Here is a 26,371-nt window from a genome sequence, read left to right as displayed (position 1 = left end):
GTTTACTCCCCGTCCAGCCATTCCGGCTTGGCGTTGGTCGGCGCTTCTTGCGGCAGGGTAAAGCGTTCGCGCAGGGTTTCGGCATCTCGGATGATTTGGTTGATGGCCGCCACCATCTGCGGGCGGTGGTCGTAGCCGTTGGCTTCGCCGTGTGCCAGCATCTGTTCGAAGACCTCGGCAAAGCGGCTCAAGTCGCTGCGGGCGGCCACTTCCAAACTGGAGAGCTGCATGGTCAGCTCGCTGCCCACGTCTTCGGGGCTCGGCTCTTTGCCCGTCTGCTTCTTGGCCAGTTTCTCGGCCAGCTCGTCCACCTTCTTATTTTTGTCGGCGATGATTTTGTCTTTGGCCTCGGCGGTTTCGCGGCTCTCGCGCAGAGCGGCGCGGAGTTCGTTGCGGGTCATGCGGTCAATGTCGTCTAGAGTGTGACCATTGATGTCGCCGCCGTCAGCTAAATCGACTATCGCCTCATCCTCTTCTACCAGCAGCTCCAGCAGTTTGGATTTACCCAGCTCCATCAACTTTGGTGCAGCTTTCTGCATTTGTGGTGTAGCAAAGCGGCGGGTTGCATTCATTAAACGGGCAGTCTCACGGTAGTGCAGTCCTAATTCTTCTTCTGTAATCTCGCGGAATCGGCCATGCTCCGTGTGCTCTTTCAGCACAATTAAAGCCCGCCCTAGCTCAAACATTCCTTCCAAGGTCTTACGTGCCGCTTGCCTAGCACGCTCCACCCATCGTTCCTCGTTGTAACTCTCGCCATTCCCCCATTGTTCCATCACCATCACGCTGTTCATCGCCGCGTGGTTGGCTGCCATATTAAGGGTGTCGTGTTCGATAATTTCTTTGTTCATGTTGGTTCTCCAAAAGTGACGCCAGCGTCACTTTTCAAAATCTGTTCACACGCTGGTCGGTTTCTTCCAGCTTGCCTCTCAAATATTCAGTTTGCCGTCTGAAGCCCTCTGCAATCTGAAGCGTTTTGATACTATAGGAAAAATTGCCGTTATCCAGTTTGACCACCAGCCCCTCCTCAATCAGATCTTCCAAATCCCGGCTTACATATGAAGGGGAAATGCCGAGGCCGTCTGAAATCTCCTTATTGCTGATTCCGATAATTGGATGTGCATCTAATGCTTTGAATACTTTTAAAATCCTAGTTCCTTTACTGCTTGCCATTCCATGCCTCCCTATGCTGCAGCTTTCAACCCGAGCTTCACCGCAATTTCGTGAGCTTTTCCATACTTGCCTTTAGTGAAGCCATTCAAGACACGGTAGACTTCTTGCTCTCGATATCCGTTCTGTCTTGCCCAGCCCGAAAATGTCCATCCTTTGCGGTGGAATTCCGCTTTGACCTGCTCAGGGGTCTTTACTTTTTTCATGTTGCTTTATCCTTATTTGTGGCAAAATACTTTGCTAGAACATGGCTAGATTATGGTACGAAAAAACGTACCAGTTAAGTATTTTTTTTCATACTTTGGAGGTTTGATGTGTCTATCGGCCAGAGACTGCGGGAAGAAAGGGAAAAGATTGGTTTAAATCAAACAGCTATGGGAGCAGTGGGAGGAGTGAGAAAGCAAGCCCAGCTAAAATATGAGAACAACGAGTCGTACCCGAATGCCGAATATTTGGCTGCAGTCGCAAAAATTGGTGTTGATATCCAATATGTGGTTTTAGGCATCCGATCAGCTCAAGCCATCAATGATGAAGAACAGCAATTACTGGCAGCCTTTCGCGCAGCCAGCCCGCAAATACGCCAATTTATGCTGCAAGGTATCCAGCCCATGCAGACCTTCGTGGCAGGCAATGTAGGCCAACAAATTCAAGCTGGAGATCATGCCGAAATCAATTTCAAGAAAACAACAAAATAAGACTGCAAGGAACGCAAATTGGGAAATATCAAGATTGAAGGAGATGTTGACCAACTTATCCAATCGGGGTCAGTAAACATCGTTAATGGCAGCAAATCAACAGAGCAACTCACTGCTTTACAATGGCAAGCCATCAAAGAAAAAGTAGAAGACTTGGAACAGTGTGGCTGCAAAAATGCAATATCGTTGCAAAAACTGCAATAAGCTGTTGGCCAAAGGCGAGGGTGAGCTGGAAATCAAATGCCCGCGCTGCAAAGCGGCCAACCAATTTGGTTCTTTAACAACTCAGAGTGCCCGCGAGCGCCAAACTTCAAGGAGCAAGCATCATGGGCAACATCAATCCCGTCAGTCCGCTTAGGGGCTGGCTGGGCGGCAAATACCGCCTGGCCGGTACCATCATTCCGTTAATCCCGTCAGACCACACCTGCTACGCCGAAGTGTTCGGCGGTGCGGCATGGGTGCTGTTCAAAAAGCCGCCTTCCAAAGTGGAGGCCATCAACGACATCAACGCTGATGTCATCAACCTATATAGGTGTGTTCAAAACCACCTGCCCGAGCTGCTGCGGCAGGCCGAATACCTGCTGCCCAGCCGCGATGAGTATTGCCGGCTGCAGCATTGCAATCCCACCACCCTGACCGACATCCAGCGTGCGGTACGCTTCCTCTACCTGCACCGCATGGGCTTCGGCGGCAAGGCGGCAGGGTTCTGCTGCGCCGCCACCAGCACGCGCCCGCCCAAGTTCCGCGCCGACAGGTTGGCCGAGGAGCTGCAACACAGCCACCGCCGCCTGCAGGGGGTGATGCTGGAGCGGCTCAACTACGACGACTTCATCGCCCGCTACGACAAGCCCGGCACCTTCTTCTACATCGACCCGCCGTATTGGGACTGTGAGACGATGTACGGCAAAGGCATCTTCGCTAAGGACGACTTCGAACGGCTGGCCGAGCAGCTACGCCACATCAAAGGGCGCTTCCTGCTATCGATTAACGACGTGCCGGCCATTAGGGAGATCTTCACCGGCTTCCAGTTTAAAGAGGTCAGCCTGCGCTACAGCATCAATAAGGAGGCCACTACCGAGGCTGACGAGCTGTTGATTGCCAACTACCCCATCAACGCAGAGCCGGCTTGATGTAAAAAATCCCACCAAGTAAGGTGGGATTTGTAACGTTGTTGCATAGGGTGCAATAATATCAGGACTGATTTATCGCGCCGAAGTGGGGATATTTATCGCGCGCGGCTTCAGTTTCCTCAACCTCCGAACTTTGATTCGAGCACCTGTGCTGCCCGCCACACCCGTGCCCGCGTAACCGACGTGTACCTCACCACCTGGCACGGCCGCCGTGTGTATGAAGTGGATTTAGACGGCCGGCGTGGCGATTATGAAGTGATTGTGGACGCCCGCAGCGGCCGCATCCTCTCTTCCAAATTCGATCCCGACGATTAAACCGTTAGCCCGTTCCATAGATAAAGGCTACCTGAAACCATAGCCGCGCATAAACCCGCGTTCTCGTTTTAACTTCGTTGAAGCTTGCGCTTTCAGGTAGCCTTTATTTCCACCAAACAAAGGGCAAGGCCGCGTTCAATCAATCCGATAGTGCAACATGCGGCTACTTTCGCGGATAACGCGCACCAGGCGCATAATCAGGCTAGAGACGAAGCCGATGCGTTTCCACTCGTCAGAGAAGTCGCCAACGATATAGCTGTTGGAAATGAAGCACAGATTATCTGCCCATTTCTCCGGCTCGCGTTCGTTGTCGCAAAAGGATTCAAAGCGGGCACTAACATGCCTCATGGCATCGTGGCGGGCAGAGTTTTTTACCGCCCAGCGGTTGCACATATCGAAGGCGATTTCGCTACCGTGGAAACGGGCGGCAAGGCTTTGGAACAAGGCGCGTACCGTGTCGTTGGGAAAATACATCAGCACGCCTTCAATCACGAACAGGAATTGGGCATCGGGGTGGCGGACATGCAAATCATCCATCCATTCAGTGTCGAAGGCGGAGGCGGCAATCAGGGTTTCGTTGCTTTGCGGCGGCAGGATGGCGCGCCGCCATTGGATAACGTCTTCCAAATCAAGCTGATAAAACGGTATGCCGTCTGCTTCGCTGCCGAGTCGTTCGCGGCGGCTGTCGAGCCCGCAGCCGAGGATAACGACCACCGGGCGGCTTTGACGTCGGATGAAATCGGCGGTGAGCCGGTCGAAATAGCGGGCACGGATGGCTGTGCCGATGAGAGTGGGCTTGGCGCGGTCGAACTTGGCAAAATCATAGTCGATCTGCGGCACCAAGCGGCAGGCGGCGGGGTCGGTGAGGATAGGATTGGCCTGCTGGGAGGCACGGTATTTCATATAGAGCGAAATCAGCAGGGTTTCGCTGATGGCATTTTCTATTTTAATCATGGCTTTCTCCTGTGAACTATCTGTTTGCACACCAGAAACAAACCAAATAAGAGGCTACCTGAAAGAATTTCTCAAAGCTCAAGCGAGGCTTTCACGAAGTAAAAACAGAGGCTACCTGAAAATAATTATCAGGTAGCCTCATTATACGCCTATCGCCAATGCCCTGGTTTCTTCCTACTGCATAAACTCACCTTGTATGAAAAAACAATCACTTCAGCGAATTATGTTCAACACGCATCAGCCGTAGCGTTTCTGAAATTCGCGCATAAATTCAATCAGCGCCTCCACCCCTTGCAAGGGCATGGCATTGTAGATACTGGCGCGCATACCGCCCATGCTCTTGTAGCCGCCCAGCAGGCGTAGGCCGCGGGTGGTGGATTCTTGAACGAAAAGTTCGTCTAATTCTTTGTTCCCGGTGGTGAAGATCACGTTCATTTTGGAGCGGGCGGCAGGCGAAACTCGGTTGCGGTAGAAACCGCCGCTGTTGTCGATGGCGGCATACAGGGTTTTGGCTTTGAGGGTGTTGATGGTTTCCATCTGTCCTACCCCGCCCTGCGACTGCAACCAGCGGAACACGAGGCCGGAAATGTAGATGGGATAGGTGGCCGGGGTGTTATACATACCTTGGCGGTCGATGTGCGAACGATAGTTCCACACATCGGGCACGCGGCTGGAGCAGCGCTCGAGCAGGTCTTCGCGGATGATGACAATGGTGGTGCCGGAAGGGCCGATGTTTTTCTGCGCGCCGGCATAAATCACGCCGAAATCGGCCACATTGATGCGGCGGGAAAGAATCTCGCTCGACATATCGCACACCAAGGGCGGCATATCTGCACCCAGTTTGGGCACTTCATGGTATTGCAGACCATGCACGGTTTCGTTAATCACGAAATGCACGAAGGCGGAGCTCGGGTCAATATCCCAAGACGCAACCGGCGGCAGGTCGGTGTAATCAAACTGCTCGCCGCCATGCGCGGCCAGATGGATGTTGACATCCGACAATTTGCCCATTTCATGATGAGCAATGCGGCTCCAGTTGCCGCTCACCACGGAATCAACACGCTTGAAGCCGTTGCTCAGGTTCATCACGGTCATGTTGAACTGTGCGCTGGCACCTCCTTGCAAAAACAAAACTTTATAGTTATCAGGAATATTCAAGAGCTGGCGCAAATCCTGCTTGGCATGATAGAGGATACTCATGAACACATCAGAGCGGTGGCTCATAGTCATCACGGAAAAGCCCGTGCCGTTGTAGTCGAACATTTCGCTTTGCGCGGTACGCAATACGGATTCGGGCAGCACAGCCGGGCCGGCGGAGAAGTTGTAAACTGGAGTATCCACAGTAAAAACTCGATTGAAAATGTAGCAGGATGCCTTAATGAATGGGGATTCTATCGCTTGCAAACTAGTTGCAGCAAGGATTTCCGCTATTCCTCACAAATGGAGGAATAGTGAAAACTGCGCATTAACTATAATCTCCAGCAAAGATAAAGTGGTTTCCTCTGTTTTATTTGCATAAGAAGATCTTATCGCTAACAATTCAAAAGCAGTTAAGTGAAGCCCCTATCGTTACTTTGGTCTTCGGTATGCTTGGCGGCTACTGGCTTCAGGTAGCCTGCTTTGCATACAGGCTACCTGAAAATATCCAACCGGCTTTATAGTTAAAGCACTTCCTACTGCGTTAGCTCATCTTGTATAAAACAATGTGTTTCAGCTATACGCCGGTCAAGTAAACATCAAATCTTCAAACTGCGCTTCCCGTGCCCGATGCTGGCAGCGCCGGTGCGCACGGTTTCCAGAATCAAACCTTTGGGCACGGTTTCGAGGAAGCTGTCGAGTTTATCGCGGGTGCCCGTGATTTCAATCACATAGCTCTTATCGGTTACGCCACTGCCTAGCCGTGGTTAATATCGGTGAGACGCAGGAGCTCGTTGCGGTCTTTGCCCAAGGCCCGCACTTTTACCAGCTTGTTGAGCTGTTTGGTAAGACGGCGAGGGCGGCATTGTACATGCCAGCCGTCATGGCATTTACAATGCCGGGGCGAGCAGATTGTTTGTGCATCATGTGCAAATTGGCCGTTTACTGCTTTGCCGTACTGAAGAGCGGAAAGCCATACCAACCCAAAGCAGCCTGAATGCTTTTAGCTCCGTAGGAGATAGAGGCAGGCAGGTCGCCGCCAAGCGAAGTGCAGCAGGAATAATGGCCCTGCCCGATAGGATAGGATTTTGAGTTTTAATGTGTCGGCGACATAATCCGAGAAATGTAATAAAACCAAAAGGTGTATATTTAACCATCCTTTATACAGTGAGAATTTGACAAAATATGTAGCAGTATCTTTTCTCCCATCCAATTCCGCCCAAACGGCAGCGTGGTCACGCCTCCCTACCCTCCACTTCCTTTGTAGGCCGGTGTTGCCACACCGATATTTTGAATTTGCCTACTTCTTTCAATTTTAACGGAATCCGTTCTCAGGTGGTCTTTCCCCGCTCATACCCCTAAATACCCTTCGCGGCTGGCAAGCCAGCGTTCCAAGTGTTTTTCCACAATATCGGGGTGGCGGGCGATGAGCTCGGGCGCGATCCGGCGTGCGGCTTCCAAGAGGGGCAGGTCTTGCTCCAGATCGGCAAAACGCAGCATGGGCAGGCCACTTTGGCGGGCGCCGAGAAATTCGCCGGGGCCGCGGATGCTGAGGTCTTGGCGGGCGATTTCAAAGCCATCGGTATTTTCGTAGATCACTTTGAGGCGGGCTTTGGCGGTGTCGCCCAATGGCTCGGCAAACAGCAGCACGCAGCTCGACACCGCAGCGCCGCGCCCCACTCGGCCGCGCAATTGGTGCAGCTGGGAAAGCCCCATGCGCTCGGCATGTTCGATCACCATCAGGGCGGCGTTGGGCACGTCCACCCCCACCTCGATCACGGTGGTGGCTACCAGCACATGAATCCGCCCGGCGGCAAATTCGGCCATTACGGCGGCTTTCTCCAAGCTTTTCATGCGGCCGTGCACTAAGCCGATGGTGAGCTCGGGCAGGGCGGCCTGCAGCTCGGCGAGCGTATCGGTGGCGGTTTGCAGCTGCAGCGCTTCGCTCTCTTCAATCAACGGGCACACCCAATAGGCCTGCTGCCCTTTTTTACAGGTAGCCAGCACAAAGCCTTCCACTTCGCGGCGGCGGATGTTGTTGACCAAGCGGGTTTTAATCGGCGTGCGGCCGGGCGGCAGCTCGTCGATAACCGAAACATCGAGGTCGGCGAAGAAGCTCATGGCCAACGTGCGCGGAATGGGGGTAGCGGACATCATCAGCTGGTGCACGTCGCGGCCTTTGTTTTTCAGGGCGAGGCGCTGCGCCACGCCGAAGCGGTGCTGCTCGTCCACAATCACCAGGCCGAGGTTTTGGAAGGATACGTCGTCTTGAAACAGGGCGTGCGTGCCCACGGCCAAGCGGATACGGCCGTCGGCCAGCGCGGCTTTGGCTTGGTCTTTTTCTTTCTTTTTGAGGCTACCTGAAAGCCAGACCACGCTGATGCCCAGCGGCTCGAGCCATTGGCGGAATTTGATGTGGTGCTGCTCGGCGAGGATTTCGGTGGGCGCCATCACGGCCACTTGCGCGCCCGCTTCGATGGCAGCCAGCGCGGAAAGCGCGGCCACAATGGTTTTGCCGCTGCCTACATCGCCTTGCAGCAGGCGGTGCATCGGGTGCGGCTGCGCCAAATCTTGGCGGATTTCGGCCAACACGCGCTCCTGCGCGGCAGTGAGGGCAAAAGGCAGGCTCTGAACCAGCGGCTCGGCCAGGCTGCCGTCGCCCACCAGCGGCACGGCCTGCCCGCTGAGCCGCTGTGCGCGGGCCAGGCGCATGGAAAGCTGTTGGGCGAGCAGTTCGTCGAACTTGAGCCGCTGCCAGGCAGGCAGGCTGCCGTCCGATAATTGGCTAATGCCGTACTCAGGCGGCGGCGCGTGCAGAAGGTGCAGGCTTTCGGCTAGCAGTGGCAACTTGAGTTTGGCCAGCAGGCTTTCAGGTAGCGTATCGGCCAAATCAGTTTGATCGAGGGCTTGCCGGATAATGCGGCGCAGCGTGGGCTGGCTGAGGCCGGACACGGTGGGATACACGGGGGTGAGGCTCTCGGCCAGGCTTTGGCTCTCGGCATCGCGGATTTTTGGGTGCACCATTTCGTCGCCGAAAAAGCCGTGGCGGATTTCGCCGATGGCCCGGATGCGTTTGCCCTTGGCGAGCTGTTTTTGCTGGCTGGGGTAGAAATGGATAAAGCGCAGGTGCAGCACGCTGCCGGATTGGTCGCGGATTTGGGCAATCAGCTGGCGACGCGGGCGGAATTGGATTTCCTGATGCGCCACTTCGCCTTCCACTTGGCAGGATACGCCCACGGGCGCGTCTTTGATCGGGGTGATATGGGTTTCGTCTTCGTAGCGCAGGGGCAGGTGCAGCACGGCATCCCACAGGCTGCGGATATGCAGCTTGGCGAGCCTGCCGGCGGTGGCGTCGGTGAGCTTAAGTTGTTGTTTGAAATCGGCGCTCATGGGGAAGGCTACCTGAAAGCGTGAGCTTCAACGCAGTTAAAACGAACGGAGTGGGTTTCTGCGAAGCTAAAACGTGGGCTTGTGCTGAGCAGAAAGATGGCGGGATTGTACTGGAGCGGATACTTTTCAGGTAGCCTTCATCAGGCTACCTGAAAATATGGGGCGCGCTCGAATGCTCTATTCCACGTCCTCTTCTTCCACCATCTCTTCTTCTGCCGTTGCACCATGAATACCCAACTCAGGCAACACCAACTCACCCAGTTCAGCCAGGGGCGGCAGGGATTCGAGGGTGTCGATTTGCAAATCAGTGAGGAAGGTTTTGGTGGTGGCCCACAGGCTGGGGCGGCCGATGGTGTCGCGCTTGCCCACACTTTCTATCCAGCCACGTTCTTGCAGGGTTTGCATCACGTTTTGCGACACCGCCACGCCACGGATGGCTTCGATGTCGCCGCGCGTTACCGGCTGGCGGTAGGCGATGATGGCCAAAGTTTCCATCACGGCGCGGGAATATCGCGGTGTACGCTGCTCTTCCAGGCTGCCAAGCCGCTCGAAGGCGGCAGAGGCTACCTGAAACCGCCAGCCCTCGTGGGTATGCACCAATTGCAGTGCCCTGCCCTGCCAGCGTTGTTGTAGGGCTTCGAGCACGTCTTCGAGCTTATCGGCAGAAAGCGGCGGCTCGCACAGGGCGCGCAGGCGGCGTTCGGGCAACGGCTCGGGCTGGGTGAGCAACGCGGCTTCGATCAGGCTTTCGGGGGAAAGGGTTTGCGGCATGGGTGGTTTGATGTGTGTTGGGCGGGTTTGGTAAAACGTCGGGGATGAATGCCGGGCTGCTTTTTCAGGTAGCCTCCAAGCAGCGGAACGACTTTACCGAGACGGCGTGCTATTGGCTTCTATTTCCTTACAAACCCCGGCGGCGTAGTCTTCTCTGTCTTTGCTGGCATAGGGTTCGTATTGCACAGCTTGTTGGCCGGCATACACTTGGCCGTTTCTCTGCTGCAGGCGCAGGCCGTTGCCGAGACGAATGCTGTTGCCGCTGCGCTGCCACCTGCCCGCGGCGCTGTCTTCTTTGTAATCCATGATGGAAAGCAGGCAGTACTGGCTGCTGGGCAACACCTCGATCACTAGCATTTTTCGGATGTCGGCACCGCCGTGGACGCCCCATTCAACGTATTTGTATGTACCTGTACCAAGCGGTTGGGCTTGGGCGCACAAGGGGGCGAAGAGCAGGAAGGGGAGAAGTTTTTTCATGGGTATTGTCATGGGTAGTATTGTCGATGAATGATGGCTTTATACAGCCTCAAATAACAGGCCAAAGGCTACCTGAAAATGCACAACTGTTTTAACTGCGTTGAAACTTCGCAGAAACGCTGTTGAAGCTTTTTTCAGGTAGCCTTCAACTTATTGATTACTCTTGATACACATAGTTGGCCCGTTTGATGTGGCACAGCAGCTCGTAGGAAATCGTCCCAGCAGATTGGGCCACGGTGGCTACAGAAACGGCGTCGCCCCACAACTCCACTTCGCTGCCCACGCCTTGATGATGGTCAAGCTCGACGGCAAGCATATCCATGCTCACGCGGCCGATGAGGCGGCTGGGTTGGCCGTTTACGGTGAGCAGGCAGCCGTTTTGTGCGGTGCGGGGGTAGCCGTCGGCATAACCGCAGGCAGCAATGCCGATGCGGGTGGAGCGTTCGGTTATGAAGGATGCGCCGTAGCCGACGGGCTCGCCGGGCTGGAGGGTGCGTTCGGCAAAGATGCGGCTGGTGAGGCGCATCACGGGTTTGAGTTCGGGGCAGGCGCCGGGGAAGGGGTCGATGCCGTAGAGGGCGATGCCGGCGCGCCCCCAGTCGCGGCGGGCGGCGGGGTGGGTGATGATGGCGGCGGAGTTGGCGAGACTCTGTGCGCCGGAAAGGCCGGCCACGGCGGTGTCGAAGGCGGCCAGCTGGGCGGCGGTCATCGATTGTTCCGGCTCGTCGGCGCGGGCGAAGTGGGTCATGTTCACAATATGCGCCACCTGCGGGCTTTGGCGCAGGGCTTGGTGGGCGGGGGCGAAGTTTTGCGGGAAGAAGCCCACGCGGTGCATGCCGGAATCCATTTTCAGCCAAACGGTTACCGGCTCGCGCCAGCGGTGTGCCAGCAGGCTTTCGAGCTGCCATTGGTTTTGTACGCCCGGCCACAGGCGATATTCATCTACCGCAGCGTATTCGGCGGGCTCAAACACGCCTTCGAGCATCACGATGGGCGCGCTGATGCCGGCTTCGCGCAGTTCGATGCCCTCATCCAGCGTGGCCACGGCGAAACCGTCGGCCAAAGCGGCCAGTGCACGGGCGCAGCGCACGGCGCCGTGGCCGTAGGCATCGGCTTTCACCACGGCGAGCATCTTATTGCCGTGCAGGCGTTTGAGCAGTTGGTAGTTGTGGCGCAGGTGGCTGAGGCGGATGGTGGCGGTGAGCGGGCGCATGTCGGATCTCTATTCTCTATCGGTTAGGGTTGGTATGGGTTTCAGGTAGCCTTTAAAGGCTACCTGAAAAATAAATACGGCATTGATGGCCTGCAACAGCAAATTGGCCGAGCATGAGGCTACCTGAAACTTTCAGGTAGCCTGTAAATTGGCCGCAGAGGATAGGCCAATCATCCCATGCGGCCAATCTGCCTACTGCATCCGAATGGAAATAAAGCTGTTTTGATGCAGCTGCTGGAGCAGGCCCTGCATGGCGGCTTGGGTTTTCTGGGCAGCGATGGCATCGTGCACGCCGGCGCGGATGCGGGCATCGGGCGTGTTCGGCGTGCGCGCTTCCACTAGGCGGATCACGTGCCAACCGAACTGGGTGTGTACCGGTGCGCTCACCTGACCAGGCTTCAAGCCGCGCATGGCACGTTCAAACTCGGGCACGGTTTCGCCTTCGGAGAGCCAGCCCAAATCACCGCCATTGGCAGCACTGCCGTCTTGCGAATACTGGCGAGCCAGGGCGGAAAAATCGGCGCCGCGTTGGGCATTTTGCGCCAGGCGTTGCGCCAGCCGCTGAGCACGCTCGCCTTGGCTGGCAATCAAAATATGCTGGGCATGGTATTGGGTTTTGGGTGCGGCCTGCGGCAGGGTAATGCCTTGGGCACGGGCGCGGGCGATAGCGGCATTGATTTCGTCTTCACTCACTTTGACCTCACCAGCAGTTTGCCCCTGTTGCACACGTTGGGCGAGCATACTATCGCGCACTTGGCGGCGCAAGGCAGTTTTGTCGATGCCAAAGCGGGCTTGGGCAGCTTCAAACTGAGCCACGCTTTGGCGGCGGGAAGCGGCGATACGGGCAATTTCGGCTTCCACTTCAGCATCCGGCACTTGAATATTGTTGCGTCGGCCGGCCTGCACCAAAAGTGATTGGTTCACCAGCTGCATCAGGGTTTGCCGCTGCAATTCCTGCTCGGATACTTGCGTACCGCGCGGCATTTGACTGCGGGTGTGGGCCACGGCCTGATCGAGCTCACGCTGGGTGATGACTTCGTTCTCCACCACGGCCACGATGTTGTCTACCGACCGCACGGTGTTGGCCAAGGCTACCTGAAAAGCCAAGCTCATGCCCAGCACCAAAACCAAAGTTTTCATTTTCATTTACGCATTACCTCATCAATGTTAGTGTAGCCAGGAATCGACTGGCGGAGTTGCTCGAAAGGATTGTTGCCCAAGCTGCTTAAATCACGCAGGCGCAGCTGGAGGAAGAAGGCGTTTTTGCTGGAGTTCACACCGTTTACATAATGCTGACCGACGGCACTCAAGCTCCAGCAGCCGCAGCCGCTGATGTATTCCATGCCCAAAAGGTGTTCCACTGGCTTATGCTCGCTGAAGGAATAGCTGTGGCGGCCGACCAGGTACAGGTTGCGGTTCACCGGCCATTGGAAATACACGTCTGCCCGGCGTACTTTGCCGTATACGTCGTCGTAAATTTCGCCGTGGCGGCGGTATTGGTAGCGCGCGCCCACGGTTTTGCCGGGCTCTGGGCTGTAGCGCAGGCCGAAATGATATTTGGCCGCGGCATTTTGGCTGGTGTCGTAGTGCACTTCGCTGTTCAGCCAGATATTGTCGGTTACCCGACCGTCGGCGAAGGCCAGCAAATCGGAATGGCCGCTGCGCCGCTGCACGCGGCTGCCGTCGAGCAGCACATCGTCGCGAGTGAAATACAGGCGCTGGCCGAGACCGGCGGAGAAGCGTTCTGCGCCGTTTCGGGCATCATACAGGCGGGTTTGCACTGCCATGGTGAGGAAGTTGGCGGCATTGATGCGGTCGTGGCCAGAGAAGCGGTTTTCGCGAAACAGCTGGCTGTAGGTGAAGCTATTTTCGGCAGTATCGAACAACGGAATGTCGTTTTGCTGCTTGGCGGGGATGTAGGTGTAGAACAGGCGCGGCTCTAAGGTTTGCACATAATCTCGCCCCTGCCAGCTGGCCGGCCGCTCGAACACCATACCGCTCTCCACGCTGAAGGTAGGCAGTATGCGGCTGAAATTGTGTGCCTGTACGCCGTTGTGGCTGTCAAGGCTGTAATAAGTGGCGTGCAGGCCGAGCTTAGGACGGATATAGCCCCAGCTGCGGTTAAATTCCGCACTCACACTGGGATTGAGCACCAAACGGCTGCCTTCCTGTTTACTATCGTGGCGGAAGTTGCTGTATTGACCGAACATTTGGAAGTTGGCGATGCCGAAACGCTTCTGCCACTGGCTGCTTAGGCGCGGCAACAGTGCATAGGGTTGGTCGCCTTTGTAGCCGTCGGCATTGGCCAGAGTTTGGTATTTCTGCACAGTGGCGTAGCTGTCGAAGCGGCCAGTCCACAATTCGGTTTGGTGGCGCAGCCACAACTGGCGGTTGAGATTAACATTGGTGGCGATATCAGTACGGTTGTAGAAATCGCGGTAGTAATCGTCATCGGATACTTGGTGGAAATCCACACCGCCGCTGAGGGTGCGGCTGAATTGATGTTGGTGGTTCCAATCGATTTTGCTACGGGTGGCGTGCCGGCTAAGCTGGTCTTTGGGCAGTACGGCCAAACTTATATCTCCCTGGTATTTAGGCCGCAGATAGCGGAACTGGCCGGCCAGCTGCAGGCCACGCCGGCTATAGAGTTTGGGCGTAAGCGTGAAGTCGTAGTTCGGAGCAAGGTTGAAATAATAGGGAACGGTGATTTCCGCACCGTTGGAGCCAGCTTTGAAGGTAGGTACTAAAAAGCCGCTTTTACGGTTGCCGTTGAGCGGAAAATCAATCCACGGCGTATAAAACAGCGGCACACCACCCACCACCAGCGAAGCATTGCGTGCCATGCCAATATTGCGTTCGTAGTCCGCTTCAATGTTTTTAGCACGGATATACCAACTCTCATCGCCCGAGTCGCAGGTGTTGAAGCGGCCGTTTTCCAAGTGGTAGCGGTTTTCGCCATCTATGCGCAGAGTTCGGCTGGTGCCCTGCAGGCGGCGGCCGCTGCTGCTTTCGACTTCGAAGCGGGCATTGGTGGCCTCACCCTGGCGGGTGTCCATCTTATAACGCAGATTTTCGCCACTCACGTGCCCACCGCCCTGCTCCAAAATGAAGCGGCCACCGGCATGCACGGTATCTTGCGGCTGATTATAGTCAATCCATTGCGCGTTGAGCACCTGGTTGCCGCGCTCCACCACCACATCGCCCTCAGCACGCACGCGCACATCGCTCTGGCCGATAACACGGTCGGCATTCACGCGGGTAACACCTTCGGCCAATGCACCTTCGCCGCTGGTTTTCACCGGCGCAATCATCTGTTTGGGCGCATCCAGCCTGTGGCAGGCTGCCCCTCCCTCTGCCGCCAGCGACAACGGCTCGGCCTGCAGCATGGCCGGCAGGCTCAAACCGGCCAACACGGCGGCCGCCATCGGGCTCAATCGGAAAAAGCAAGACAAAGAATCACCCCAATTTTTTTACAGCGGGTTTAAAATGGCGCATATTTTAACCCGAAAAACATTATGGAACGAGAAAAAGAATTGCAAAACTGGCTGCAAAAACGTTATCCGCAGCAGGATTTCATCCTTTCCTTCGCCGCAGCGGATGCCGATTTCCGCCGCTATTTCCGCGCCGTATTCGAAAACGGCGAGAGCGTGATCTGCATGGACGCACCGCCCGACAAAATGAGCATCAAACCCTATTTGCGCGTGCGCGAGATTTTTGCCGCCGTGCATGTGCCGCAAGTGTTCCACCACGATATCGAACACGGTTTCGCCGCCTTGGAAGACTTCGGCAAAGTGCCCTACTTGGCCGCACTGGAACACGACACCCGCCCAGAAGTGCAACGCACCCTGCTTTTGGATGCGCTCGACACGCTGATCGAACTGCAAAAATCCAGCCGCCCCGGCGTACTGCCCGAATACGACGAAGCCGTGATGCGCCGGGAAATGCAGCTGTTCCCCGATTGGTTTATGGCCAAAGAGCTGGGCAAAAGCCTGAACTTCAAACAGCAACAGCTGTGGCAGCAAACGCTCAACGCCCTCCTGCCCGTGCTTACCGCCCAGCCGCAAGTGTATGTGCATCGCGATTTCATCGTACGCAACCTGATGCTCACCCCGGGCCGCCCCGGCGTGCTGGATTTCCAAGACGCGCTCTACGGCCCGATTACTTACGACCTGGTTTCTCTCCTGCGCGACGCATTTATCGAATGGGAAGAAGAGTTTGTGATCGACCTGGCTGTGCGCTACTGGGAAAAAGCCCGCGCCGCCGGCCTGCCCGTATCCGCCGATTTCGACAGTTTCTACCGCGATTTCGAATGGATGGGTGTGCAGCGGCACTTGAAAGTGGCCGGCATTTTCGCCCGCCTGTGGCACCGCGACGGCAAAGGCAAATACCGCCCCGAAATCCCCCGCTTCCTCAACTACCTGCGCCGCACCGCCCGCCGCTACCGCGAACTCGCCCCACTCTACGCACTCTTGCTCGAGCTGGTGGGCGACGAAGAGCTGCAAACTGGCTACACGCTTTAAACGGCGAACGGTTTTAACTTCGTTGAAGCTTACGCTTTCAGGTAGCCCCAAACCAAGCAGAGGGCTACCTGAAACGGGTAACGGCAAGCAGACGATTTTTCAAGCCGCTATTTTGTTTTTCAGGTAGCCTTTTGTTCTGAGACAGGCTACCTGAAAACTTTTCCAGCATAGCAAATACCAAACTATCATGCGACAAACCTACCGCCCCCTCACCTTCTTCTCCCTTTCCCTGCTCATTCCCTGGCTATTGTGGTTCACCGCCGCCTATATTAGCCATCATCAGCCTTCGAAGGCCATGCTATATGTACAAATCGGCTTAGGCATAGCCGGGCTGGTATCGCCAATGTTGCTGGCATTATGGCTGCTGCGAAGCAACCCCAGCTTGCGTGCCGATGCTGCCAACCGGCTGCTGAAGCTGGGCGGTTTTCCCAAACGCTATCTGCTGTGCACCCTTCTGCTCCTGCCGTTTACTTTGATATTGGCACAATTTATCTCCTTGCTGTTTGGCCACAGCATGGCGCAATTCCACCTCTCCGGCAACCCCTCATTTAGCTCAGCTATGGTCTCGCCGTGGTTCCTCCTCATTTCTGCTGCCATCATTGAAGAGCTGGCCTGGCACAGCTATGGCACCGATGCGCTATTGAGCCGATTCAGTATGTTCGCCGCCTCCATGATCTTTACCGTATATTGGGCGCTGTGGCATCTGCCGCTGGCCTTTATTCAAGGCTACTACCATAGCCAAGTAGTAGCTGAAGGCGCGCTATATACCGCCAATTTTGTGTTCAGCATGATTGTATTCGTGTTGCTTTCCAACTGGCTGTATCTGAAAAGCGGCCGCAGTATCCTGATTGCTGTGTTGTTCCACCTATCTGCCAACCTCGGCAACGAAATTTTTGCCACTCATCCCGATAGCAAAATCATCCAAACTGGTTTGCTGCTTATATTGATCCTCTGGATTATTACCAAAGACAAAGCCTTATTTTTCAGCAAACCTTAAACTTAAACCATGCCCAACAGCCAAAATAATTTTCAGGTAGCCTGCTGTATGAGAGGCTACCTGAAAGTAAGATTTCCACAAAAAGGCGAGTTTCTGCAAAACTAAGATTTTTATTCCCGATATGGCATCGGCCTGTATTGCTGTACCAACTTGATAAATTAGCCAACCCGCTTGCAATGGGCAATTAGATGCTTTGCAGCAAGGCTGCCATGTCTTCACGGCTGAAGCCAGCTTCCACTGCAGCTTGGCCGAGCTGTTTGAGAATAACAAGACGGATTTGGCCGGCTTGATTTTTTTTGTCATGCTGCATGTGGGCAAGCCAGGTATCAATCGCAAACTCCGGCGGTGCAACGGGCAATCGTGCGGCTTGCAGCAGGCGGATGATGCGTTCGGTGTCGGCGGTTTTCAGGTAGCCTTTATGCTCGGAAAGTCGCGCAGCAAGCACCATGCCGGCAGCCACAGCTTCGCCATGCAACCAGTTGCCATAGCCCATTTGGGTTTCGATGGCATGGCCAAAGGTGTGGCCGAGGTTGAGCAGGGCTCGGATGCCCTGTTCTTTTTCGTCCTGCTCAACGATATGCGCCTTCATTTGGCAGCAGTGGCGGATGGTATCAGCGAGAGCGGTTTGCTCTGGCTGCATAATGCTGGGCATGGTTTGTTCGAGTCGGGCGAGAAAATCAATGTCTCTGAGCAGGGCGTATTTGATGACTTCGGCCAAGCCACCGGAAAATTCGCGCGGAGGAAGGGTTTGTAGGGTGGCAATATCGGCAATGACGGCTTGGGGCTGGTAAAACGCGCCGATCATGTTTTTGCCGAGGGAATGGTTGATACCGGTTTTCCCACCCACGGATGAATCGACTTGGCTGAGCAGGGTGGTGGGAATTTGAATGAAGGGGATGCCGCGCTGGTAGGTAGCGGCAGCAAAGCCTGCAAGGTCGCCGATTACGCCGCCGCCGAGAGCGAGGATGGTGGTACGGCGGTCGGCATGGTGCTGCAACAATCCAGTGTAGATTTGCTGGAGGGATTCGTTATTTTTGTATTGTTCGCCGTCGGGCAGGATGATGCTACAGGTGCTAATGCCGAGTTGTCGGCAGGCGGCTTCAACAGGAGCAAGGTAGAGCGGGGCAACGGTCTGGTTGCTGATGATGGCGGCTTTGCTGCTAATGTGTGGGCGGATGTGTTCGGCCAGATTATCAAGCAGGCGAAAGCCGATGTGGATGGGGTAGCTGTGGCCGGGGGTATGGACGTGCAGAGTTTGCATCATCGGTTTTCTTGGCTATGTTGTTGAATCAGCTGCAACAGTTGCTTGGTGATTCGCGGGCAGGAGTGTTGCGGCGGAATATTGAAAATAAGGTGGGCGGTTTCGCGGTAGAGCGGGTCGCGCTGTTGGTAGGATGTTTGCAGCTTGTCGAGTGGGTCGGCTACCTGCAACAGGGGGCGGTTTTTGTCGTATTGGATGCGCCGGTATAGAATTTCTGGGGTGGCGTGCAAATAGATCACTGTGCCGCGCGTATGCAGACAACGGCGATTGTCGGGAGACAAGACAGCTCCACCACCTGTGGCAAGGATGATGGGATGGCGGCGGGTAAGTTCGTTAATAATGGCAGCTTCGCGCTTACGAAAACCACTATCCCCTTCCAGCTCGAAAATAGTGGGGATAGAAACGCCAGTGCGTTGGCAAATCAGTTGGTCGCTATCGATAAAATCGCGTTGCAGCAACGCTGCCAACTGCTTCCCATGCGTGGTCTTACCCGCACCCATCAATCCGATGAAAAAAATATTGCCTGCCATGGTATCCATGGCAGGCATTGTAACCGAATCAATCGGTGAAGTGTGGCTTAGTAGCGCAGAACGTTACCTTCACTGCCCATGATTCTCGGGGTGATGAAGATCAGTAATTCGTTTTTCTCATTGTTGCGCTTAGTACCACGGAACAAGGGGCCAACGAGCGGAATATCACCCAACAACGGTACTTTATACTGAGTATTGGAGTTGTCTTCCTCATAGATACCACCCAAGATAATAGTGCCACCATCTTCTACCATGGCACGGGTAGTCAGCTCTTTGGTGCTGATACACGGAGTGCCTAATACGCTACAACCCTGATCCACAGAGTCCTTATTCAGCTTGATATCCATAATCACATTGCCATCAGGCGTGATTTGCGGAGTAACGGTCAAGCCCAATACAGCTTCTTTGAAGCTGGTACTGGTAGCACCACTGGAAGAAGCTTCTTGGTAAGGAATTTCCCGACCAGCTTTAATGGTTGCTTCTTTACGGTCTTGAGTCAGCACGCGCGGACTAGAAATAATCTTGCCACGGTTTTGCTCCTGCATGGCAGTCAACTCCAAACCAAGTGCACCGGAAGACAGGGCACGAACAATGGTCAGCGAAGAAGTCGCAGATGCTGCCGGCAGATTCACGTTCGGAGCAAGGTTAAAGATGTTACCGGTGGTGCTGGAGCCCCCACCCAAACCACTACCTACTCGGGTTGAACCGAATTTACGATCATAACCAAATTTCACACCCAATGCACGGGAGAAGCCATCTTTAGCTTCAACAATACGAGCCTCAATCATCACTTGACGGGCAGGAACATCCAACTGTTCAATTAATCGCTCAAACTCTTTAATAACGTTTTGATTATCTTTAATAATCAAAGTATTAGTAGCTGGATCAATAACAGCAGAACCACGACTGCTCAATAAAGAGTTACTGTTATTACTGTTATTGGATCCACCATTCTCATTAATATTCAAAATTTTGCGGAATTCATTAACATCTTTATACTTCAACTGAAATGTACGAGACACCAGCGGACCAAGCTCTTCGATACGTTTAGCACCTTCCAAAGCTTTAAGATCAATTTCTCGAAATTCATCAGCAGGAGCAACACGGATAATATTACCGTTACGACGTGACTCTAGCCCGCGTGATTGCATTACCAAGTCCAAAGCCTGATCCCAAGGCACATCTTTTAATGACAAGGTCATCTTGCCAGAAACACTGTCACTAGCCACAATGTTCATATTGGATTCTTTAGCTAAAATTTGCAGAATGGTACGCACATCTACGTCTTGGAAATCTAAAGAAACACGTTTGCCGGTAAAGTTACGGTTGCGATTACGGTTGATACCATCTTCGGCCACTATAGATTTGGGAGAAACGGTAATAGTATACCGACCAGCAGACTGGCTGGTTTTATGCTCCCAGCCGCCTTGATTTTTAATGGTAATCTCAGTATCGTTACCTAAACGGCGCAAACTGATAGTCCGAACCGGTGTGCTGAAATCGGTCACATCCAAATTGCGCTGAGCAGCAATCGGCAATTGGTTATTTTTCAGTAAAATAACCAGGTTATTTGAACGCTGTTTGATTTCAGGAGTGCCACGATAGCCGGCAGTATTAATTTCAATCACACCTGAATTATTTGCACCTTTGTGAAAATCAACTGCTACGTTTGCAGTATTGCTGCCAAGAGCAGTTTGTCCTGCGGCAGGCTTACTCTCAGTTACACCCAGAGACTCTTGCTGAATCTGGTTGTTGGGTGCAGTAGTTCTGGCAGCTGCAGAAGATGCTTGACCAGACTCGTTCAGATAAATCCAAACTTCGTTACCTTTGATTTCAGCATTGTATTGCCCTGGTCTGTTTAAGTTGAGCAAAACACGGGTCTTATTGCCGTCTTGAGCAACTGCGATTTGGCTGAGTAAGGAGTCATTATATTGAAGTACCGGTTGGCTAAGATTAGCACCGGTATTTTGGAAATCCAAAGCAATACGAGCAGGCGTAGTAGTAATGAAACCACTAGGCTTCAACACATCCCGATCGAAATGGATTTTGATAACTTTTTGATTATTTGGCAAAGCAGAGACATTAATATCTGTAATATTACCAGCTAGTACGCCTTGCATGGCCAAGCCCATACCTAAAGCAGTTAGATATTGCAGTTTTTTGATTTTCATAGCGTAAATCCCTTGATAAGTTTAATTAGGTTTTGATTGATTAGAAGCATCTGGAGTTGTGTTCAGTTCCAACTCCGCTGTTCGACGTTGCCATGCACCATAGCTGTCTTCAGTTACCTCCGATAAAATCAGCTTATCCGGCGTAATAGCTGTAATTTGTCCGTAGTTTTGACCGAGATAATTGCCAACATGTACGGTATAGGTATGCCCACCGGCTTCAACAAAGGCAGAAACCTGCCCACCCCGCTTAATAGAGCCCACATAACGCAAGCTTTCCAAACTAAAGTTCTCCAAAATCTCTTTTGGCCTATCGGGGTTTGGAGCATTAATACCTGATTGCTGATTCACACGAAGCCGCTTTGAATCAAATATATTCAAACCATTAATAACAGGATCGATATACTCAGGCGACTTTGAAATAGTTGGTATCTGAGGTTGACGAACTTTATTTTTTGCTTCAGCCCGGGCGTTATCCATCCACTGCTGCAAATCACCCTCTGCCAAAGAACAGGCCGTCAGCAAAAAAATAATAGCTAAGAACCTTAGTATATTTTTCTTCATTATAAAATCCTTTATAAAGAACCATTCTTATCATTCAGCTTGGGATGCAGCTGATGCAGCAGCCACCTCACTCTGCGCCAACGCCTTATAGGTATTAGCATTAGCAGTCAAAGTGAGTACGCCATTACTATCTTTTGCATCTGCAGGAGCAAGATTGATCTTATCCAAAGTTACGATACGGGACAGACGACCCACATCACGTATAAATTGTGCAATTTGATCATAATTTCCCGAAATGGAAATTTCATAAGGCAATTGTTGTACGTTATCAAGATCCACCGGGGGTAGAGGCTTCACACTATTCATCCGCATACTGTTTTTGGCCCCAGCTTGATGCAGCTCCTGAATCAGGTTCGGAATTTCTGCATCAGTTGGCAGCTGCTTCAGCAACACATTAAATGCAGTTCGGATTTTTTCCAGTTCATCTTTCAAAACCGGCAGATTAGCCGCTTGATCAGCTTTACTCTGATAGTCCTGCTTCAACTGCTCTTCTTTCTGCTGCAAGGCTTCAAACTCTTCCCACTGCTCTTTAAACAAAACAAAGTAGCCTGCAACTAAAAGAAGAACAACAATAACAATACCAGCCCCAAGCTGAACCAGCTTGTTCTGTTTATATAGGGTGTTAAGGTCAATTTTTTGTGCCATGATTTCATCCTTCCATTAATTCGCAGGGGAGGAAGTGGCTGTAGCAGATGACGCAGGCGCTACAGGTGTATTAGGTATTGATGCGGAAACGTCGCTGGCAGCAGAAGCAGACTCTGACGGCATCACAACAGGAGCAACATTCGCATAGTCGCCATTCATCGGTGCAGAAGCAGAAACTGCTACGGTCAATTCAAATTCTTGCACTGATTCTACTTTATTGATGCGATCTAATGAGGGCTGACCAAATACATTGGTACTCGGGATCACACGCATGAGATCGGCAATTTTGCTATCGCTGGTAGCTTTGCCCGACAGGGTATAAGTACTGACATCTTTTGCCTTAATCCCTGTAAGGTAAACACCTTCAGGTGCAACAGTATTCAGAGAATCAATCATCCTAGCCGCTTCAAAACGTTTATTTTCCAGTTCTTCTACTTTGGCTTTCCGAGCCAAGAAGTCACGTTTCTCAGCTTCCAAGGTTTCTACTTCCTTGATTTGAATATCTAGTTGCTCGATACCAGCAGTTAACTGCTGATTGCGGGACTCTTGGTTCAAAATCAAGCCACTAAGCGATACATAGGTAAACACCAACAAACCAACTCCTATCAAACTGGAAAATACCATCAGTCTGGTAAACTGAGCTTTTTTCTGCTTATCCTGCTCCTCACGATAAGGGAGCATATTCAGTTGAATCAATGGAATCATTTTACAATCCTCTTACAGCCAATCCAAATGCAACGGTTAGTTGCCCGGATTCCAAATTAAATTTCGAAGTTTCGGTTTGTTTGCTGCCTCGTGTGCTAGCAATAGGCTCCACTTGCTGAGTAGAGATATTTGTTTGAGCGTACACGCTTTTTGCAAGACCGAAAGGCTGCATAAACGGACATCCAGAAATCAAGATGTGCTTAATGCTATCTTGGTAATCACTGCTAACCGTGGTGTAATAGAATTGCAGAACCCTTTGGATTTCCTGAGTAAGCTGACTATTAAAGTGATCAGCTACTGCGCCTTGGAAATCTGCGGGCTTATTGCTTTTGAAACGCATACTCCACGCATCATCCTCGCTCAATTTATATTGGCGCTGGATATTGTGGGTCAGCTGCTTGTTACCAAAATTGGTTTCTTGTTTATAAACAAGATTGCCATTTTGGAGGATCAAAGCTTTGGTCTGATCTTCATCTACATGGAAGATAGCCAGTTTTTGATGTTCCAAATCGGGAGCGAATTGATCGATCCAAACAGAGAAAGCATTTACAACAGCGAAAGTATCCACATCCATTTGTGTCAATGGAATATCAGCATCCGAGAACAAGTCTGTGCGCAAATCCACATCGTCGCGCTTGGCGGCGGCCATCACGATTTCCTGCACATTACCGTTTTGCAATTCAGCAGTAACTTGGAAATCATAGCTCAGATTATCGGAGCCGATGGTTTGGCTGGCTTCCAGTTCAACGAACTCATCTATCGGCAAATCAGAACTACGAACATCATAAGTAATCGTTTGTATGTTGGTTAGAGCTTGCGGCAAGGCTGCTGTTACATTCTTGCACCCACTACCGAGCTGTTGGTAAGCTTGTTGTAAATATGACACGAGTTGGTCATGATCTTCGATGTTGCCGTTTATAATAACGCCTTTAGGTAGGGGCTGGATGGTGTAATTTTCCAACCGAAGATTACCCGGAACGCTGCCAACAAGATGTACCATATTAATGGCGGTTGGCGTAATATCCACGCCCAAGCAGCCTTTGCTGCCAAAAGATATTTTAGTCTTTTGTTTTGATTTTCTTGGTTTTTTTAATATTCGCATCTTTAAGTCTCCCTTTGAAAGACCAATTGAACGGTCACAGGTAAATTTATATCAGGTTTTGCGTTTTCTTGCATAAATTAAGGTATAGTTTACTTTAATCAAAGTACTTATTGATAGAAAAATTTGTAACTATGTTTAGAAAAATATTTAAAACTGTCTTTGGATTATTATTGGGGCTAGCCTTGTTCGGTATCGGATTGCTGGCTATTGCAGTTTTAGCAACCTACCCAAAACTACCCAGCTTAGAGATAATAACAAATTATCAACCCAGGATGCCGCTAACTATTTATTCATCAGATGGCAAGCTCATCGGTATGTATGGCGAAGAGCGCCGTGCGTTTACTAAAATTGACGAATTCCCGCCGATGTTGGTAAATGCTGTTATCGCAGCAGAAGACAAACGCTTCTACCAACACTGGGGGGTAGACGTTACCGGCGTAGCTCGTGCCCTGATCAGCAACTTCCGTGCCGGGGGTGTGCAATCCGGTGCCAGTACCATTACCCAACAGGTAGCCCGCAACTTTTATCTCACCAACGAGCGCAGCTACCGCCGTAAATTCAACGAGGCACTGTTGGCCTACAAAATCGAGCAATCCTTGAGCAAACAACAGATTTTGGAGCTGTATTTCAATCAAATCTACTTGGGCCAGCGTGCCTACGGCTTTGCTGCCGCTTCGCAGATCTACTTCAACAAACCGGTAAAAGAGCTGACTTTGGCCGAAGCCACCATCCTGGCCGGCCTGCCTAAAGCGCCCTCTTCTTTTAACCCGATTGTGAACCCCGAGCGTGCCCGTTTACGCCAGCGTTATATTCTCAACAACATGGTTGAAGAAAAGATGATTACGCAAGCAGAACGCGATCAAGCGCTGGCCGAAGAGCTGCATTACCGGCGCCAACAAGTAGAGATTGACCAAAACTCTCTATATGTAGCCGAAATGGTTCGCCAAGAAATGTACGACCGATATGGTGAGGATGCCTACACACAAGGCTTCCGTGTATACACCACCGTTAGCTCCGAAAGCCAAAGAGTAGCCACCCTAGCCCTGCGCCGTGCCCTGAAAGGCTTCGGGCTGGGTGCTTATCGTGGTGCAGAAGCCTTTATCGATTTAAAAACGATAGAAGCTGATGCCTTAGATGAAAACTTAGATCAATATCTAGATACGGTTTACACCGTAGACGGCCTACAACCGGCCGTGGTGTTGCAGGCCAGCCGCTCTTCGATAGAAGCCTACACACAAGGCGGCAACCGCATCAAAATCAGCGGCAACGCACTCAATTATGTAGCGCGTACTATCAACAACGGTAAAGACAATGCCATCCGCCCCGGTGCGGTTATCCGCGTGCGCAAACTCGATCGCGGCTGGCAAATCAGCCAAATGCCCGAGCTGCAAGGCGCATTTGTGGCATTAGACAGCAAAACTGGCGCTATCCGCGCCTTGGTGGGCGGTTTCGACTTCCATAGTAAGAGCTTCAACCGTGCCACTCAGGCCGAGCGCCAGCCCGGGTCTACCTTCAAGCCCTTTGTGTACTCCGCTGCTTTGGCCAAAGGGATGACTGCCGCCACCACCATCAATGATGCCCCGATCGAATTGCCCGGCATGGGTAGCGGCGGTCGTCCGTGGCGTCCGAAAAACTCTGATGGCCGCTACTCTGGCTTCATCACCCTACGCCAGGCGCTTACTGCGTCTAAAAATATGGTTTCTATCCGCATCGTGATGGCACTCGGTGTGCACGAAGTGCATCAATACGTACAGCGTTTCGGCTTCAATGCCCGCCAGGTTCCCGATTCGCTGTCTATGGCCTTGGGTAGTGGCGTGGCTACCCCGCTGCAAATGGCGCAGGCCTATGCCGTATTTGCCAACGGCGGCTATAAAGTATCGCCCTATGTGATTGACCGTATTGAAAATAACCAAGGCCGTCTGCGTGCCCAGATGAAACCTTTGGTGGCCGGCGAAAGCGCGCCGCAGGTTATCGATCCGCGCAACGCCTACATCATGTATACCATCATGCAAGACGTGGTGCGCCGAGGCACCGGTGCCCGCGCCAACGCACTGGGTCGACGCGATATTGCCGGTAAAACCGGTACCACCAACGAGAACAAAGACGCCTGGTTTGCCGGTTTCAATCCCGACTTGGTGGGCGTGGTGTATATCGGTTTCGACAAACCGCGCAGCATGGGTCGCGCCGGCTTTGGCGGCACAATCGCCCTGCCCGTATGGGTGGAATACATGCGCTACGCACTCAAAGGAGTACCGCAAAAAGGCATGCCGATGCCCGCGAAGATTGTCCGCAATGGCGGCGAATACTTCCTGCAAGAGCAGCAGAGCACCAGCCCGCGCCTGGCTATCGACAACCGTGGCGCCACTCCTGATGCCGAAGATATCCAAGCCGCAGGCGGCGATCCGGTGATCCCGGAAGAAACCGCGGTAGAGCCGGTACAGCCGCAAAACGGCGGTGGTGGCGCAGCACCCTCGCCAGAGATTGACGCCCTGTTCTAAACCAATCGCTCTGCCTGATTGAAAAGGCTACCTGAAACCCTATCCGGTATTTTCAGGTAGCCTTTTTCTCTAGTTGAAACATATGCAGCATTACACAGCCAATACAGTTGCCACGTGAGCAGCAAGTTACTT

At 52.8% G+C, this 26,371-nt stretch carries 26 protein-coding genes and 1 pseudogene; 8 read left to right on the top strand and 19 right to left on the bottom strand.

The window, feature by feature from the left end:
* Nucleotides 1-2: 2 nt before the first annotated feature.
* Genes A7P96_RS06090 through A7P96_RS06080 form a run of 3 tightly spaced genes read right to left on the bottom strand, consistent with a single transcriptional unit; the run spans nucleotide 3 to nucleotide 1,373 of the window.
* A complete protein-coding gene (locus A7P96_RS06090) occupies nucleotides 3-848 on the bottom strand; it encodes a hypothetical protein (protein ID WP_067525576.1) in 846 nt (281 codons plus the stop codon).
* 34 nt (nucleotides 849-882) lie between these two features.
* On the bottom strand, nucleotides 883-1,170 hold the full coding sequence (locus tag A7P96_RS06085; protein WP_064104182.1) for a winged helix-turn-helix domain-containing protein: 288 nt from the start codon (nucleotides 1,168-1,170) through the stop codon (nucleotides 883-885).
* Between the two features lie 11 nt (nucleotides 1,171-1,181).
* The gene (locus A7P96_RS06080; protein ID WP_064104181.1) at nucleotides 1,182-1,373 is read right to left on the bottom strand and encodes a DNA-binding protein; all 192 of its coding nucleotides are present in this window, start codon (nucleotides 1,371-1,373) and stop codon (nucleotides 1,182-1,184) included.
* Nucleotides 1,374-1,481: 108 nt separating this feature from the next.
* Between A7P96_RS06080 and A7P96_RS06075 the strand changes: the two genes are divergently transcribed.
* The 5 genes from A7P96_RS06075 to A7P96_RS10980 all read left to right on the top strand — a co-directional run bounded on the left by A7P96_RS06075 (nucleotide 1,482) and on the right by A7P96_RS10980 (nucleotide 3,307).
* Nucleotides 1,482-1,862 (top strand): helix-turn-helix domain-containing protein, encoded by a 381-nt coding sequence (locus tag A7P96_RS06075; protein WP_067525574.1) that lies wholly within the window; start codon nucleotides 1,482-1,484, stop codon nucleotides 1,860-1,862.
* Nucleotides 1,863-1,880: 18 nt separating this feature from the next.
* Nucleotides 1,881-2,066 (top strand): hypothetical protein, encoded by a 186-nt coding sequence (locus tag A7P96_RS10985; protein WP_067525572.1) that lies wholly within the window; start codon nucleotides 1,881-1,883, stop codon nucleotides 2,064-2,066.
* Nucleotides 2,038-2,220, top strand: a complete 183-nt coding sequence (locus A7P96_RS10320) for a Com family DNA-binding transcriptional regulator (protein ID WP_082887927.1) — start codon at nucleotides 2,038-2,040, stop codon at nucleotides 2,218-2,220. The genes A7P96_RS10985 and A7P96_RS10320 overlap by 29 nt, the downstream gene beginning before the upstream one ends.
* Entirely contained in the window at nucleotides 2,189-2,992 is an 804-nt protein-coding gene (locus tag A7P96_RS06065; RefSeq protein ID WP_067525570.1) for a DNA adenine methylase, read from the top strand. Before A7P96_RS10320 ends, A7P96_RS06065 begins: the two co-directional genes overlap by 32 nt.
* 183 nt (nucleotides 2,993-3,175) lie before the next feature.
* Nucleotides 3,176-3,307: a PepSY domain-containing protein gene (locus A7P96_RS10980; protein WP_197476456.1), complete on the top strand. Its 132-nt coding sequence runs from the start codon at nucleotides 3,176-3,178 to the stop codon at nucleotides 3,305-3,307.
* 135 nt (nucleotides 3,308-3,442) lie between these two features.
* On the opposite strand, the gene A7P96_RS06060 is transcribed toward A7P96_RS10980, so the two are convergent.
* The 9 genes and pseudogenes from A7P96_RS06060 to A7P96_RS06020 all read right to left on the bottom strand — a co-directional run bounded on the left by A7P96_RS06060 (nucleotide 3,443) and on the right by A7P96_RS06020 (nucleotide 14,701).
* On the bottom strand, nucleotides 3,443-4,261 hold the full coding sequence (locus A7P96_RS06060; RefSeq protein ID WP_067525568.1) for a class I SAM-dependent methyltransferase: 819 nt from the start codon (nucleotides 4,259-4,261) through the stop codon (nucleotides 3,443-3,445).
* A 237-nt stretch (nucleotides 4,262-4,498) separates the two neighbouring features.
* On the bottom strand, nucleotides 4,499-5,602 hold the full coding sequence (serC, locus tag A7P96_RS06055) for a 3-phosphoserine/phosphohydroxythreonine transaminase (RefSeq protein ID WP_067525567.1): 1,104 nt from the start codon (nucleotides 5,600-5,602) through the stop codon (nucleotides 4,499-4,501).
* A 395-nt stretch (nucleotides 5,603-5,997) separates the two neighbouring features.
* Nucleotides 5,998-6,251: pseudogene (locus A7P96_RS11225) on the bottom strand (acetolactate synthase small subunit); the annotation flags it as partial.
* 497 nt (nucleotides 6,252-6,748) lie between these two features.
* Nucleotides 6,749-8,788, bottom strand: a complete 2,040-nt coding sequence (gene recG, locus A7P96_RS06045; RefSeq protein WP_067525566.1) for an ATP-dependent DNA helicase RecG — start codon at nucleotides 8,786-8,788, stop codon at nucleotides 6,749-6,751.
* A 177-nt stretch (nucleotides 8,789-8,965) separates the two neighbouring features.
* Complete coding sequence (scpB, locus tag A7P96_RS06040; RefSeq protein ID WP_067525565.1) at nucleotides 8,966-9,559, bottom strand: SMC-Scp complex subunit ScpB; 594 nt, start codon at nucleotides 9,557-9,559, stop codon at nucleotides 8,966-8,968.
* 93 nt (nucleotides 9,560-9,652) lie between these two features.
* Nucleotides 9,653-10,036 (bottom strand): hypothetical protein, encoded by a 384-nt coding sequence (locus A7P96_RS06035; protein ID WP_067525563.1) that lies wholly within the window; start codon nucleotides 10,034-10,036, stop codon nucleotides 9,653-9,655.
* Between the two features lie 157 nt (nucleotides 10,037-10,193).
* On the bottom strand, nucleotides 10,194-11,249 hold the full coding sequence (alr, locus tag A7P96_RS06030; protein ID WP_067525561.1) for an alanine racemase: 1,056 nt from the start codon (nucleotides 11,247-11,249) through the stop codon (nucleotides 10,194-10,196).
* A 192-nt stretch (nucleotides 11,250-11,441) separates the two neighbouring features.
* Entirely contained in the window at nucleotides 11,442-12,395 is a 954-nt protein-coding gene (locus A7P96_RS06025) for a peptidylprolyl isomerase (RefSeq protein WP_067525559.1), read from the bottom strand.
* On the bottom strand, nucleotides 12,392-14,701 hold the full coding sequence (locus A7P96_RS06020) for an LPS-assembly protein LptD (RefSeq protein WP_067525557.1): 2,310 nt from the start codon (nucleotides 14,699-14,701) through the stop codon (nucleotides 12,392-12,394). Before A7P96_RS06020 ends, A7P96_RS06025 begins: the two co-directional genes overlap by 4 nt.
* A gap of 63 nt (nucleotides 14,702-14,764) precedes the next feature.
* Between A7P96_RS06020 and amgK the strand changes: the two genes are divergently transcribed.
* Entirely contained in the window at nucleotides 14,765-15,769 is a 1,005-nt protein-coding gene (amgK, locus tag A7P96_RS06015) for an N-acetylmuramate/N-acetylglucosamine kinase AmgK (protein WP_067525555.1), read from the top strand.
* Between the two features lie 187 nt (nucleotides 15,770-15,956).
* A complete protein-coding gene (locus A7P96_RS06010) occupies nucleotides 15,957-16,766 on the top strand; it encodes a CPBP family intramembrane glutamic endopeptidase (RefSeq protein WP_067525553.1) in 810 nt (269 codons plus the stop codon).
* Between the two features lie 184 nt (nucleotides 16,767-16,950).
* Here the strand turns inward: A7P96_RS06010 and aroB are convergent, their stop codons facing one another.
* Genes aroB through pilM form a run of 7 tightly spaced genes read right to left on the bottom strand, consistent with a single transcriptional unit; the run spans nucleotide 16,951 to nucleotide 23,741 of the window.
* On the bottom strand, nucleotides 16,951-18,027 hold the full coding sequence (aroB, locus tag A7P96_RS06005; RefSeq protein ID WP_067525551.1) for a 3-dehydroquinate synthase: 1,077 nt from the start codon (nucleotides 18,025-18,027) through the stop codon (nucleotides 16,951-16,953).
* Nucleotides 18,027-18,575 carry a shikimate kinase gene (locus A7P96_RS06000; protein WP_067525549.1) on the bottom strand — a complete coding sequence of 183 codons (549 nt, stop codon included), beginning with the start codon at nucleotides 18,573-18,575 and terminating at the stop codon, nucleotides 18,027-18,029. The genes aroB and A7P96_RS06000 overlap by 1 nt, the downstream gene beginning before the upstream one ends.
* 29 nt (nucleotides 18,576-18,604) lie before the next feature.
* Complete coding sequence (pilQ, locus tag A7P96_RS05995) at nucleotides 18,605-20,728, bottom strand: type IV pilus secretin family protein (protein ID WP_197476455.1); 2,124 nt, start codon at nucleotides 20,726-20,728, stop codon at nucleotides 18,605-18,607.
* 21 nt (nucleotides 20,729-20,749) lie between these two features.
* Nucleotides 20,750-21,289, bottom strand: a complete 540-nt coding sequence (locus A7P96_RS05990) for a pilus assembly protein PilP (RefSeq protein WP_067446180.1) — start codon at nucleotides 21,287-21,289, stop codon at nucleotides 20,750-20,752.
* A 30-nt stretch (nucleotides 21,290-21,319) separates the two neighbouring features.
* Entirely contained in the window at nucleotides 21,320-21,934 is a 615-nt protein-coding gene (locus A7P96_RS05985; protein ID WP_067525547.1) for a type 4a pilus biogenesis protein PilO, read from the bottom strand.
* 15 nt (nucleotides 21,935-21,949) lie between these two features.
* Nucleotides 21,950-22,639 (bottom strand): PilN domain-containing protein, encoded by a 690-nt coding sequence (locus A7P96_RS05980; protein ID WP_067525545.1) that lies wholly within the window; start codon nucleotides 22,637-22,639, stop codon nucleotides 21,950-21,952.
* A gap of 1 nt (nucleotide 22,640) precedes the next feature.
* The gene (gene pilM / locus A7P96_RS05975; protein WP_067438439.1) at nucleotides 22,641-23,741 is read right to left on the bottom strand and encodes a type IV pilus biogenesis protein PilM; all 1,101 of its coding nucleotides are present in this window, start codon (nucleotides 23,739-23,741) and stop codon (nucleotides 22,641-22,643) included.
* Between the two features lie 131 nt (nucleotides 23,742-23,872).
* Here pilM and A7P96_RS05970 point away from each other — a divergent pair, with 131 nt between their 5' ends.
* Nucleotides 23,873-26,239, top strand: coding sequence for a penicillin-binding protein 1A (locus tag A7P96_RS05970; protein ID WP_067525543.1), 2,367 nt, complete (start codon nucleotides 23,873-23,875; stop codon nucleotides 26,237-26,239).
* Nucleotides 26,240-26,371 lie beyond the last annotated feature (132 nt).

This window comes from Eikenella sp. NML03-A-027 (assembly GCF_001648395.1).
GTDB classification, from domain to species: domain Bacteria; phylum Pseudomonadota; class Gammaproteobacteria; order Burkholderiales; family Neisseriaceae; genus Eikenella; species Eikenella exigua.
The sequence above is the reverse complement of the archived record's forward strand: the minus strand, read 5'-3'. Positions and strand labels throughout refer to the sequence as shown.